Here is a 13,503-nt window from a genome sequence, read left to right on the forward strand (position 1 = left end):
TCACAGGACGACAAAGTGTCACGTCGATCCACATCTTATCCACAACCACCCCCACATAAAGGGTTCGGTACAAGCGCTTGAATCAAATGTTGATTCGGTTTGTTTCCCCGATCTATTCCGGAGACCGTCGAATTGGGCGCAATCATGAAATTGAATCATTGCGAATGTGGATAAACCGGGGGCTGATTTTAATCCTTGATAGTCACCGACTCTAAGAAATAGAACCCTTTTAGATAAGTTTAGTATTTTAGAGGGAGTGCGTGACAAGTGACCGCGAATAGCCGTAAGGTTCTGCAGGTTCTGGATGGCCAGACACTGACACCACCGCCGATTTGGCTGATGCGGCAGGCAGGCCGATACCTACCCGAATACCGGCAAACCAGGGCAGCAGCGGGTAGTTTCCTAGATCTCTGTTACACACCGGAAATGGCTGTCGAGGTGACGCTTCAACCGATCCGCAGATATGGCTTTGATGCAGCCATCCTGTTTTCGGATATTCTCGTGATACCCGATGCGCTGGATCGCAACGTCCGCTTCGAGGAAGGGCGAGGACCGTTGATGGATCCGATTGATCCTGCCGGTATTCTTGCGCTGAAACCGGATCAGGTTATCGAACATCTGAAGCCGGTCTTTGAAACCGTTTCGCGTCTTCGCAGGGATTTGCCCGATGAAACGACGCTGCTGGGATTTTGCGGGGCGCCCTGGACGGTGGCGACCTACATGATTGCCGGCCACGGCACACCGGACCAGGCCCCTGCCCGGCTGTTTGCCTATCGCCATCCGGAGGCCTTCGATCATCTTCTGGCGCTGCTTGCGGAAGTATCGGCGGATTATCTCGTGGCGCAGATCGATGCCGGTGCCGATGCCGTGCAGATCTTCGATTCCTGGGCCGGCGTGCTCGGTGAAGTCGAATTCCAGCGCTATGCCGTCAAACCGGTGCGCCGAATGATCGACAGTGTTCGGGCTCGTCGTCCGCAGGCGAAGATCATTGCCTTTGCCAAGGGCGCCGGCATTCAGCTTAAGCATTACCGGCAGCAGACCGATGCGGACGCGATCGGGCTTGATTGGTCGGTGCCGCTTGCCTTTGCGGCCGAGCTGCAGAAGGACGGTCCTGTTCAGGGCAATCTCGATCCGATGCGGGTTGTTGCCGGTGGTGCTGCGCTCGATGACGGCATAGATGCGATCCTGCAGGTTCTCGGCAATGGTCCGCTGATCTTCAACCTCGGGCATGGCATCACGCCGCAGGCGGATCCCGCAACGGTTTCCCGGCTCGTGGAACGGGTCAGGCGCACTGCCGCATGACGGAGCGGCAGATCGACCAGCGTCTGGGAAAAAAAGCGCGCCTGCGGGCCTTTGTGGCGATCGCGATGTTCATTGCGATCCTCGCGGGCCTGGTGTTCGGACAGCCCGATAATCTCTATCTCTGGATCAAGGCGCTGCACATCATCGCTGTGATGTCGTGGATGGCCGGACTGCTCTACATGCCGAGGCTGTTTATCTATCACACCGATGCCGTCGTCGGATCGGACCAGTCCGAGACCTTCAAGGTCATGGAACAGCGTCTGTTGAAGGTGATCATGAACCCGGCAATGATGATTTCCTGGGGTCTCGGGCTCTATCTTGCCTGGAGCGTTTACGGTTTCCAGGGGGGATGGCTGCATGCCAAATTGCTGTTCGTCGTTCTGCTGACAGGCGTTCATGTGCACTTCAGCCGCGCGGTCCGGGCTTTCGCGACGGACGGCGTGCGGCGAACGGCCCGTTATTGGCGGCTGATGAACGAGGCTCCGACAGTGTTGATGATCCTGATCGTCATCATGGCGGTGGTCAAACCGTTCTGAAAAAACGTAGGAATACGATTTTTTGGCTAATTTGGCTGAGCCCCTTGCGGCGTTTCACGTGAATCGCTATTTTCGATTCATCTCATCTTTCGTGGCATGTGTAAAAGTTACGAGCTTGCTCCATCCCCCCGCAGCTCCCTTTCAAAAAACACGCCGACCTTCCATTCGATAAATTCCAAGTGTGGTACCCTTCATGGCTGAAATGAAGCTGCAAGAACTGAAAAACAAGACGGCTACCGATCTTCTGGCGTTTGCCGAATCGGTGGAGGTCGAAAACGCCAGCGTCATGCGCAAGCAGGAACTGATGTTCGCGATCCTCAAGATGCTCGCCAGCCAGGATGTTGAAATCATCGGCGAAGGCGTCGTCGAGGTGCTCCAGGACGGTTTCGGTTTCCTGCGGTCGGCCAATGCCAACTATCTGCCTGGCCCCGATGACATCTACATCTCGCCATCGCAGATCCGCCGCTTCTCCTTGAAGACAGGCGATACGGTCGAAGGCCCGATCCGCGGACCGAAGGAAGGCGAACGCTATTTTGCGCTGCTCAAGGTCAATACGATCAATTTCGAAGATCCCGAGAATATCCGCCACAAGGTGCATTTCGACAATCTGACGCCGCTCTATCCGAACGAGCGTTTCAAGATGGAACTCGAAGTTCCCACGTCCAAGGATCTGTCTGCCCGCGTCATCGACCTTATCGCGCCGCTCGGCAAGGGCCAGCGTGGCCTGATCGTGGCACCGCCGCGCACCGGTAAGACGGTTCTCCTGCAGAATATCGCGCATTCGATCACCGCCAATCATCCGGAATGTTACCTGATCGTTCTTTTGATCGATGAACGGCCGGAAGAAGTGACGGACATGCAGCGCTCCGTGAAGGGCGAAGTTGTCTCCTCGACCTTCGACGAGCCGGCAACCCGCCACGTGCAGGTCGCGGAAATGGTCATCGAGAAGGCGAAGCGGCTTGTCGAACACGGTCGCGACGTCGTCATCCTGCTCGATTCGATTACCCGCCTTGGTCGCGCCTACAACACGGTCGTGCCGTCGTCGGGCAAGGTCCTGACGGGTGGTGTCGACGCTAACGCGCTGCAGCGCCCGAAGCGGTTCTTCGGTGCGGCCCGCAATATCGAGGAAGGCGGCTCTCTGACGATTATCGCGACGGCATTGATCGATACCGGCAGCCGCATGGACGAAGTTATATTTGAAGAGTTCAAGGGTACCGGTAACTCGGAAATCGTGCTGGATCGCAAGGTCGCCGACAAGCGCATCTTCCCGTCGATGGATATCCTGAAATCCGGTACCCGCAAGGAAGACCTGCTGGTACCGCGCCAGGATCTGCAGAAGATCTTTGTCCTTCGCCGTATTCTGGCCCCGATGGGGACCACCGATGCGATCGAATTCCTGATCGACAAGCTGAAGCAGACCAAGACAAATGGCGATTTCTTCGATTCGATGAACACCTGATCTGCGGTGCACCTATTTTTGAAAACCCGGGTTCAGGCCCGGGTTTTTGCGTTTCACAGTTCGCTGCCCGGGCGCAGGACGAACCTTGAAACATAGCAGCGGTCGATTCGGAACCGGAATATACGCAATCGATTCGGATCCGTATCTTTTTGCATGCATCGGCGTGAATAGTCGGATTGGTCGAAGAAAGACGAATATGCATCATGGCAAATGACACGATCTATGCCCTGTCCTCCGGCACTTTGCCTTCCGGTGTTGCTATTATCCGGATCAGCGGTGCATTGACGCGCAATGCGCTGTTGCAGATGACGGGACCACTCGGCAAGCCGCGTACTGCCCAGCTACGATTGATTCGAAACCGGAACGGTGATGTCCTTGATAACGCTCTGGTGCTTTACTTTGCTGGCCCGGCCTCTTTCACCGGCGAGGATTGCGGGGAGTTGCAGGTTCATGGCGGACGCGCAGTCGTCCAGGCAGTTCTGGAAACACTGTCGCGCATGGATGGATTGCGCCATGCCGAAGCTGGCGAGTTTTCCCGGCGCGCATTCCACAATGGCAAGCTCGATCTCGTGGAGATCGAAGGCCTTGCCGATCTCATATCAGCCGAAACGGAGATGCAGCGGCGCCTCGCCATCGAACACGCGCAAGGCGGTTTGTCTGCGTTGTACCAAGCCTGGGCACGTCGCCTGACGCATGCGCGTGCAATGATCGAGGCAGAGCTCGATTTCGCTGACGAGGACGATGTGCCCGGCTCGGTCGCAGCAACCATATGGACGGATATGGCTGCTTTAAGCGGAGAGATAGCAAACCATGTCGCCGGCGCAGCTGTGGCGGAAATCATTCGGGACGGTTTGAAAGTGGTCATTGCCGGCCCACCCAACGCCGGAAAATCCAGTCTCCTCAACTATCTCGCCGGTCGAGACATCGCCATTGTCACGGATATTGCAGGGACAACCAGGGACGTTCTGTCCGTCGATCTTTCCTTAGCCGGATTCTCGGTGTGTCTTTACGACACGGCGGGATTGCGCGACACGCAGGAGCCCATCGAACGCGAGGGTATCCGCCGCGCGCTTGCCACTCTGGAGGAAGCGGACGTGGTTCTTTTCCTGTCAGATACGCAAGATGGCTTTGGGACGATCCTCAGCGAGCGGGAAAACCGTCGTGTCGTTCGCGTTGCGACGAAGATTGATCAGCCTGGGCAAGTATGGGATAAGGCGCAGTATGACGTGGCGGTGTCCACACAAAACGGTGAGGGCATTGATCGCCTGCTGGCGATAATCTCATCGCATCTGCCTGATTTATCCGGAAAGATGGCTTTCTCGATTCCATTGCGTAGCCGACATGTTGACTGTCTGCGCCAAGCCAACGATGCGATCAGGTCAAGCTTGGCTTTGTCAGAAACGGGGTTGGATATTCAGGCGGAATATCTCAGGCTCGCCGGAGATGCCCTCGGGAGGATCACGGGCCGCGTTGATGTCGAAAACCTCCTGGATGTTATCTTCTCGGAATTTTGCATTGGTAAATAGCAACCGACGGTTTGAAGTCACAACAATATCGAGTCTTGCAAAGTGTTTCACGTGAAACGACTTGACTCAAACTTAAACAGCTGAATCGAGCCGTAACCATGGAGACGGCAGACATGACTTTGAAATACGATGTCGTTATCATTGGTGGCGGACATGCAGGCTGCGAAGCGGCAAGCGCTTCTGCCCGATCGGGTGCCCGCACGGCGCTGGTGACGCACAAACGCGAGACAATCGGCGTAATGTCCTGCAACCCTGCGATTGGCGGACTCGGTAAAGGCCATCTCGTTCGCGAAATCGATGCAATGGACGGTTTGATGGGCCGCGTTGCAGATGCCGGAGGCATTCAGTTTCGCCTGCTCAATCGACGTAAAGGCCCGGCCGTTCGCGGTCCCCGCACCCAGGCGGATCGACGGCTCTACCGGGAAGCGATGCAGCAGGAGATTGCATCGATCGATAATCTGGATGTCATTGAAGGCGATGCTTTTGATCTGTTGACAGGGGATGGACGTGTTTCAGCGGTCGTCCTTAAGGACGGTCGGCAGATTTCCTGTGGGTCTGTCGTTCTGACAACGGGAACGTTCCTCCGCGGCCTCATCCATATCGGGCAGAAAAAGATTGCCGCAGGTCGTGTCGGCGAGGATCCCTCCCTCGGCCTCTCTGCGACGCTGGAGCGTGCCGGCCTGCGTCTTGGGCGGTTGAAAACCGGTACACCGGCGCGCCTCGATAGCCGCACTATTAATTGGGCCTCCGTCGGGCGGCAGGGCGCGGACGAGAATCCTGTGCCATTTTCCTTTATGACGGATCGTATTTCCAATCGGCAGATCGAATGTGGTGTGACGCGGACAACAGCGGCCACACACAAGATCATATCGGATAATCTTGGCAAGTCAGCTATGTATTCGGGGCAGATCGAAGGTGTCGGTCCGCGCTATTGCCCCTCCATTGAAGACAAGATCGTCAAATTCGGCGAGCGCGACGGCCATCAGATCTTTCTGGAACCTGAAGGTCTGGATGACGACACAGTCTACCCGAATGGTATATCCACATCCCTGCCCGAAGATGTGCAACAGGAATTCATCCGGACTATTCCCGGACTTGAGCATGTGACAATCCTTCAACCAGGATATGCGATTGAATATGACCATGTTGATCCGAGGGAACTATCGTCGACGCTCCAGGTGCTGAAGATCCCAGGACTTTTTCTGGCTGGCCAGATTAATGGTACAACAGGATATGAAGAAGCCGGTGCGCAAGGACTTGTCGCGGGTCTGAATGCGGCTTTGTTGGTTGGCGGCGGCAAGCCTTTTGCCTTCAGCCGAACCAATTCATATATCGGTGTTATGATCGATGATCTGACGTCCAGAGGAGTGACAGAGCCATACCGCATGTTTACATCCCGCGCAGAATATCGTTTGTCGCTACGTGCTGACAATGCGGATGCTCGCTTGACACCCGATGCGCTGCGTCTGGGCGTGGTTTCCGCAGGCCGTGCGCACCGCTTTGAAGTGTGGTCGGCCGAGTTTGCGCAAAACAAACAGAAACTCATGGATCTCCTGATCACACCAAATGAAGCCAGCAGACATGGCTTGCATCTCAATCATGATGGGCAGCGTCGCTCTGCCTTTGAGTTGCTATCCTACGCTGATCACTCACTTGGATCCTTGTCGCATGTCTGGCCCGAGCTGGCGGAGATTGCACCCAAGATGGCTGAGGCACTGGAAATCGATGCCACCTATGCGGTCTACATGGACAGACAGGCGCACGACATTGCGAACATTCAACGTGAAGAGGCGGCGGAAATCCCGGATGGCTTCGATTTTTCACTTTTGTCGGGTCTTTCCAATGAGTTGATGATAAAACTCAAAGCTGCGTCACCGCGGAATCTCGCTCAAGTGTTAAAGGTTGATAGCATGACCCCAGCCGCAGCATCGCTTATCCTCGCGCATCTTCGGCGTCTGGATCGGAACTCTGCCTTGCAACAGAAGAATATTGTTCAATGAATACGAGTCTTCCGCAGAGCCTAAACGGATTGCGTGTTTCACGTGAAACAGCGGAGCGCCTGGATCACTTTTCGCGGCTTTTCCAGAAGTGGGCGAAGTCGATCAATCTCGTAGCGCCGTCGACCAAGGAGAATCTGTGGCAGCGCCACATCGCGGACAGCATGCAAATCTTTCAAATCCATCCGGCTCCGAAACAATGGATCGATCTTGGCAGTGGCGGAGGGTTTCCAGGAATCATCACTGCTATCTGCCTGGCTGAGCTGGCTGATGGTTGGGTCCATTTGGTCGAAAGCAACAACAAGAAGGCCGCCTTTTTACGCGTTGCTCTTGCCGAGACTGGTGCGCGCGGTTCGGTACATCCCATTCGAATCGAAGATGCACCGGCGGCGATCCCGCGTTGCGATGCGATTTCCGCCCGCGCGCTGGCGGATTTGACGCAATTGCTGGATTATTGCGCAGACTGGATGATACCAGCACCGGCGGTGACAGCCTATTTCCACAAAGGTCGGGATTACCAGAGCGAAATTGACAAAGCCGTTGGCTGCTTTGACTTCGATCTGGTAAAACATACCAGCGTCATCGAACCGGATTCCGTGGTCCTCGAAATCGCAAATCTTTCGCGGAAAATTCAGTGAACGGCGGATCAGTGCATGATAGGCGAAAAAAACCGTATTATTACGATCGCGAACCAGAAGGGTGGCGTTGGCAAAACAACGACAGCCATTAATCTGGCGACAGCGCTGGCCGCTATTGGCGAAAAGGTGCTGATTGTCGATCTCGATCCGCAGGGAAACGCCAGCACCGGCCTCGGCATTCAGCGACGCGACCGCAAGCTTTCCTCCTACGAACTGATGATTGGGTCTCACCCTATCGAAGAAATTGTGCTCGATACGGTTGTGCCCAACCTGTCGATTATTCCATCTACGATGGATCTGCTCGGTGTAGAGATGGAAATATCGCAGGAAAGCAACCGCGTCTACCGCTTGAAGCGCGCATTGGAGGCACCCGCGGCATTGCGGTATTCCTATGTGCTGGTTGATTGCCCTCCGTCCTTCAATCTGTTGACGATGAACGCCATGGCGGCGGCTCATTCTGTCCTGGTGCCGCTGCAATGCGAATTCTTTGCACTGGAGGGGCTTAGCCAGTTGCTGGAGACTGTCGACCAGGTGCGTCGGTCGGTGAATCCCCTGCTCGATATTCAGGGTATCGTTTTGACGATGTTCGATTCCCGCAACAATCTTGCGCAACAGGTTGTCAATGACGTGCGGCTGCATCTGGGCGAGAAGGTATATCACACGCTGATTCCACGAAATGTCCGTGTTTCCGAAGCGCCATCCTATGGCAAGCCGGCGATCCTCTATGATTTGAAATGCGCTGGCAGCCAGGCCTATCTTCAGCTGGCCTCGGAAGTCATCCAGCGGGAGCGTCAGCGCAAGGCCGCCTAATTGATTCGTGACCGAAACGATAAGTGTGAGTGAGATTATGAACGACGACAATTCAAGACGGCGCCTCGGTCGCGGGCTCGCGGCGCTGATTGGCGAAATGGATCAGCCTGTTGCAGCCGGCGCGCCGCCGCAGACGGTCAATGCCGATCGCAAAATCCCGATTGAATTTGTCTCGCGCAATCCGCGCAATCCACGCCGCACCTTCGATGAAGGTGAGTTGCAGGATCTCGCTAGCTCCATTCGCCAGCACGGCATTGTTCAGCCGGTCGTGGTGCGGACCATCGCGGATGAGCGCTACGAAATCATCGCCGGCGAGCGTCGCTGGCGGGCGGCTCAGCTTGCGGGCTTTACAGATATCCCGGTCATTGTCCGCGATGTCGATGACCGCACCGCCTTGGAAATCGCGATCGTTGAAAACGTCCAGCGCTCGGATCTCAACCCTCTGGAAGAGGCGATGGGTTATGATCAGCTGATCGCCGAGCATGGCTATACGCAAAACGATCTTGGCGAGATCATCGGCAAGAGCCGCAGTCACGTCGCAAACAGCCTGAGGCTTTTGAAGCTGCCGGAGCCGGTGCGCGACATGCTGTCCTCGGGGACGCTTTCGGCGGGCCATGCGCGAGCGTTGATCCCGACATCGGATCCTGTCGGCCTTGCCCGCTCCATCATCGCCAAGGGCCTCTCGGTCCGTGATACAGAACGGCTGGCGCAGAACGACATCCGTGCTCAGAACGATCCGAACTATGGCCAGGCCGCGAAACCGCAGGAAAAGGACGCCGATACGCTGGCCCTGGAACGCACTCTTTCCGATAGCCTCGGACTGGACGTGACGGTTAATCACAAGGTGTCAGGCGGACAGCTCAGAATTGCCTATAAAACGCTTGATCAGCTCGAGGAAATCTGCCGACTGCTCGAGCGTCGGTAATCTTCCTAATAAATAATAATATCAAAGTCTTAGTTAATCTATCGCCGGGCTGATTGCAATGTAATTGCCAACAAAGCCTGCATCGCGGCGCTTTCTTCCAGGCTCTGGCGGCTGCGGCTCTGGAAGATGGTCGCCTGCAGACGACCAAGCTCCCGCTGGATCGCCGGTCCTGACCAAGTTTTCAGCGCTGATTCAACGATGGGCTTGCGGCGGAAATGCAGGTGACGGCCGAGTGTGGCGGTCACCTGAGCCGGCTGTAGCCGTTTTGCGTCCATCTCCGCACGCATCAGATCGAGAAGCTGGAACTGCTTCAGGCAGCCCTGCAGCACCAGGAAGATCGGTGTCTTCGACGTGACAATCTTCTGGATGGCATGAACCAGCCCATCGGCATCGCCCTTCAGAACGGCGTCTATCGCATCATCCACGGAGATAGCGCTGGCGTCGCCGACGATATCCTGGACGTGTTCCTCTTCAATCGTGCCCATGCCGCGGCAGTAAAGTGCCAGCTTGCGGATCTCGTTGCGCGATGCGATTCGGTCGCCGCCAAGCGCCTCCTGCAGGCGTTCGCGCGCGGCCGGCGTGATCTTCAGGTTCACTTGGGCCAGTTCCTGGTCGATGAGTGCGCTTACCGCGCGGGCGTCATCCGCATAGCAGGCAACCGAAATCACGGCGCGGGACGACTCGCCGATCTTCCTCAGGCCTGTCCCCTTCTTCAGGTCTCCGGCCTCGATAATCACATAGCTGCCAGTCGGGGGTTCCTGTGCCAGCAGCTGGAAGCCATCGACCAGCGCCTTTTCGCTGCCGGCGCTCCTGATCCAGACCAATTTTTCGCCGCCAAACAGGCCAAAGGCGTTGACCTCATCCAGCAGACGCCCGGGGCTCTGCTGCAGATCGGACCCATCGAGCTTGATCAGTGAAAAGGGGTCATCCAGGGCCACGCCGGTCTTGGCCGCAATCATGCTGGCGCGTTCTGACACCAGTCCGCGATCGGGCCCGTAGATCAAATAGAGACGGCTGTCCTTGATCGATCTCTGGAGGAACGAATCAAATTCGTGCGATTTGACTTCGGTCATCCGTACCTATCCGCTCAGCGACCAAGAGCGGAAGCGACATCGGCCCGGATGAGTTCTGCCAGTTCCCGCGCGGCGCGGTTTTCACCATCGCGAATGGCGCGCAGCTTGGCGAATTCCTGGACCGGGAAGTCGACCAGTGCCACGGCCGAGCGCCGTCCGGACTTGACGGTTGCGCCTGTATCAGCACGTGACAGGTTGAAGTCCGCCAGCACAAGAATGCGTCCGGCACCGGCGGTGTCCGATGCCTGGTCGTAGAGGACGCCCCTGACCTGCGTCGTGACGTTCAGGGCCATTCTGTATTCCGGGTTTGCCGGTTCGCCGGCGCCGCCGGAAGTGAGGAATATCAGGCTGTTGCGCACTTCCTGCTCGACGCGATCGTCAGCATCGGAAATCTCGATCGAGGCGAGCTTTTCGGCCGTTTGCGTGCTGGTGGCGTAAAGCGGCTTGACCTGGCAGCCAGACACTGCGCCCACACCGAGTGCGAGCGCGCAGATGGCAAGCAGATGAAGGCTTCCTGCGGACGTATCAAACAACGACATTGACGATCCTCTGCGGCACGACGATGATTTTCTTCGGGCTTTGTCCATTCAGCGCAGCCTTGACAGCATCGATGGCAAGCACGGCATTTTCAATTGCAGTCTGATCCGCATCACGCGCGATTGTCAAATCTGCGCGTTTCTTTCCGTTGATCTGGATCGGCAGGGTCATCTCGTTTTCAGCAACCAGCACCGCGTCGAAGATCGGCCAGTCTCTCTGCGCAATCAGGCCCGTTCCGCCGATCTCAACCCAGCACTGTTCCGCAAGGTGCGGCATCATCGGCGCCATCAGGCTGATCAGGATTGATGTCGCGTCCTTGGCGGCAGCAACGGTTGCCAGATCGGCCTTGCCCTCGGCCACCTGCGTCAAAGGCGCGGCCAGCGCATTCACCAGTTCGTAAAGCCGCGCCACCGCCTTGTTGAAAGCAAGCTTTTCATAATCGGCCTGAACGGCTTTCAGCGTCTTGTGGGCGAGTTGCGAGACTGCAAGGGCCTCACCATGCTTTGCCGGCGAAGCATCGGTTTCCCTCAGGAAGGACGCAGCCTCGGAGATCAGGCGCCAGACGCGCTGAACAAACCGATGCGACCCCTCGACGCCCGCCTCGGACCAGATTACGTCGCGTTCAGGGGGGGAATCCGAAAGCACGAAAAAGCGTGCCGTATCGGCGCCATAGGAGGCGATGATATCATCGGGGTCGACGACGTTTTTCTTCGACTTCGACATTTTCTCGATTGAACCAATGGCGATCGGCTCGCCGGTTTCGATCAGTGTCGCCTGTCGCTTGCCATCGTTTTCGAGGATGTTGATTTCGGCCGGCGTGACCCACTCCCGCTGCGCACCCTCGCCGCGGCTATAGGTCTCGTGAACGACCATGCCTTGCGTGAAGAGGCCCTTGAAGGGTTCGTCCAGCGCGATATGACCAACGGCCTTCATGGCGCGGGTGAAGAAGCGGGAATAGAGCAAGTGCAGGATCGCATGTTCGATACCGCCAATATACTGATCGACCGGCAGCCAATGGCTGGCAATCTTGGGATCGGTCGGGTTGTCCTCCCAGGGGGCGGTAAAGCGTGCGAAATACCAGGACGAGTCGACGAACGTATCCATCGTATCCGTCTCGCGCCGCGCATCCTTACCGCAATTCGGGCAGGAAACATGCCGCCAGGTTGCGTGGCGGTCGAGCGGATTGCCCGGCTTGTCGAAGGTCACGTCATCGGGCAGCTTGACCGGCAGATCAGCCTTTGGCACCGGCACGACGCCGCAGTCGTCGCAATGGATGACCGGGATCGGGCAGCCCCAGTAGCGCTGCCGCGAGATGCCCCAGTCACGCAGCCGGAAATTCACCTTGCGCTCCGCCTGCGGTGCGCCGGCAATCATCGTCTGTTCCAGCCTTTCGGCGACGCGCTCGAAGGCGTCCTCAATCGTCAGGCCGTCGAGGAAGCGCGAATTGATCAACACGCCGTCGCCGACATAGGCTTCGTCGCCAACCGTGAAGGTCGCAGCATCCCCGTCTTTCGGCATAACCACGGGCACGACAGGCAGATCGTATTTGCGGGCGAAATCCAGATCGCGCTGGTCGCCGGACGGGCAGCCGAAGATGGCGCCTGTGCCGTAGTCCATCAAAACGAAATTGGCGACGTAAACCGGCAGTTCCCAGGACGGATCCAGTGGATGCCGAACGCGGATCCCTGTGTCGATACCCTTTTTCTCCGCCGTTTCGAGAGCGGCAAGCGACGTACCGGCACGGCGGCATTCGTCGCAGAACGTGTCGATTTCGGAACTGCTTGCGGCTGCCTGCCGTGCCAGCGGATGATCGGCGGCGATCGCGATGAAGGAGGCGCCAAACAGCGTGTCTGCCCGTGTCGTGTAGACCGCGACTTCGCTCTCATCGCCGGCACCGGTATCAGGTACGATCTCCCAACGGATCGAAAGACCTTCGGAACGACCGATCCAGTTCTTCTGCATCAACCGGACTTTTTCTGGCCATTGATCCAGTGTGTCGAGGGAATCGAGCAGGTCCTGGCTGAAATCGGTGATCCGGAAGAACCACTGCGTCAGTTCGCGCTGTTCCACCAGGGCGCCGGAGCGCCAGCCGCGGCCGTCGATCACCTGTTCGTTGGCCAGCACGGTGTTGTCGACCGGATCCCAATTGACCTTGGATTGCTTGCGGTAGACGAGTCCTTTGTCCAGGAAGTCCAGGAACAGATGCTGCTGGCGCTGGTAGTATTCGACGTCGCAGGTGGCGAATTCGCGCGACCAGTCGAGGGACAGGCCCATTACCTTCAGCTGCGCCTTCATCGAGGCGATGTTCTGGTAGGTCCAGGTGGCGGGGTGGACGCCGCGTTCCATGGCGGCGTTTTCAGCCGGCATGCCAAAGGCGTCCCAGCCCATCGGGTGCAGGACGTTGTAGCCGCGGGCCCGCTTGTAGCGCGCCACGACGTCGCCCATCGCATAATTGCGCACATGGCCCATGTGGATGCGACCGGACGGATAGGGGAACATTTCCAGCACGTAGTATTTTTCGCGCGGGTCTTCGTTGTCGGTCTCGAAAACCTTCTGGTCGTCCCATGCCTGCTGCCAGCGCGGCTCGGCATCACGCGGATTGTAACGTTCGGTAGCCATATGTTCGGTATTCCGGAAAATTGTGCGGGAAAACATTCCCGACTGTTCGGGCCATGATATTAGGGTGACCTTCACCACGAA

Annotated in this window: 11 protein-coding genes; 8 read left to right on the top strand and 3 right to left on the bottom strand. The window is 57.3% G+C overall.

The window, feature by feature from the left end; genetic code table 11:
* The first annotated feature begins 267 nt into the window (after window positions 1-267).
* From hemE to AX760_RS22445, 8 genes are all read left to right on the top strand, one after another.
* A complete protein-coding gene (hemE, locus tag AX760_RS22410; protein WP_071835236.1) occupies window positions 268-1,302 on the top strand; it encodes a uroporphyrinogen decarboxylase in 1,035 nt (344 codons plus the stop codon).
* Window positions 1,299-1,838: a protoporphyrinogen oxidase HemJ gene (gene hemJ / locus AX760_RS22415; RefSeq protein ID WP_071835237.1), complete on the top strand. Its 540-nt coding sequence runs from the start codon at window positions 1,299-1,301 to the stop codon at window positions 1,836-1,838. The genes hemE and hemJ overlap by 4 nt, the downstream gene beginning before the upstream one ends.
* A gap of 193 nt (window positions 1,839-2,031) precedes the next feature.
* On the top strand, window positions 2,032-3,297 hold the full coding sequence (gene rho, locus AX760_RS22420; RefSeq protein ID WP_087149335.1) for a transcription termination factor Rho: 1,266 nt from the start codon (window positions 2,032-2,034) through the stop codon (window positions 3,295-3,297).
* Between the two features lie 200 nt (window positions 3,298-3,497).
* Entirely contained in the window at window positions 3,498-4,823 is a 1,326-nt protein-coding gene (mnmE, locus tag AX760_RS22425; protein ID WP_087149340.1) for a tRNA uridine-5-carboxymethylaminomethyl(34) synthesis GTPase MnmE, read from the top strand.
* Between the two features lie 113 nt (window positions 4,824-4,936).
* Entirely contained in the window at window positions 4,937-6,823 is a 1,887-nt protein-coding gene (mnmG, locus tag AX760_RS22430; RefSeq protein WP_071835239.1) for a tRNA uridine-5-carboxymethylaminomethyl(34) synthesis enzyme MnmG, read from the top strand.
* The gene (gene rsmG, locus AX760_RS22435; RefSeq protein WP_071835240.1) at window positions 6,820-7,458 is read left to right on the top strand and encodes a 16S rRNA (guanine(527)-N(7))-methyltransferase RsmG; all 639 of its coding nucleotides are present in this window, start codon (window positions 6,820-6,822) and stop codon (window positions 7,456-7,458) included. Before mnmG ends, rsmG begins: the two co-directional genes overlap by 4 nt.
* Before the next feature lie 15 nt (window positions 7,459-7,473).
* Complete coding sequence (locus AX760_RS22440) at window positions 7,474-8,268, top strand: ParA family protein (RefSeq protein ID WP_071835241.1); 795 nt, start codon at window positions 7,474-7,476, stop codon at window positions 8,266-8,268.
* A gap of 37 nt (window positions 8,269-8,305) precedes the next feature.
* Window positions 8,306-9,193, top strand: coding sequence for a ParB/RepB/Spo0J family partition protein (locus tag AX760_RS22445; protein ID WP_071835242.1), 888 nt, complete (start codon window positions 8,306-8,308; stop codon window positions 9,191-9,193).
* A gap of 38 nt (window positions 9,194-9,231) precedes the next feature.
* On the opposite strand, the gene holA is transcribed toward AX760_RS22445, so the two are convergent.
* Genes holA through leuS form a run of 3 tightly spaced genes read right to left on the bottom strand, consistent with a single transcriptional unit; the run spans window position 9,232 to window position 13,422 of the window.
* The gene (holA, locus tag AX760_RS22450) at window positions 9,232-10,266 is read right to left on the bottom strand and encodes a DNA polymerase III subunit delta (protein ID WP_071835243.1); all 1,035 of its coding nucleotides are present in this window, start codon (window positions 10,264-10,266) and stop codon (window positions 9,232-9,234) included.
* Between the two features lie 14 nt (window positions 10,267-10,280).
* The gene (locus AX760_RS22455) at window positions 10,281-10,805 is read right to left on the bottom strand and encodes a hypothetical protein (protein WP_071835244.1); all 525 of its coding nucleotides are present in this window, start codon (window positions 10,803-10,805) and stop codon (window positions 10,281-10,283) included.
* Window positions 10,792-13,422, bottom strand: coding sequence for a leucine--tRNA ligase (gene leuS, locus AX760_RS22460; protein ID WP_083531302.1), 2,631 nt, complete (start codon window positions 13,420-13,422; stop codon window positions 10,792-10,794). Before leuS ends, AX760_RS22455 begins: the two co-directional genes overlap by 14 nt.
* Window positions 13,423-13,503 lie beyond the last annotated feature (81 nt).

The organism is Pararhizobium antarcticum, assembly GCF_001885585.1.
Taxonomy (GTDB): domain Bacteria; phylum Pseudomonadota; class Alphaproteobacteria; order Rhizobiales; family Rhizobiaceae; genus Pararhizobium; species Pararhizobium antarcticum.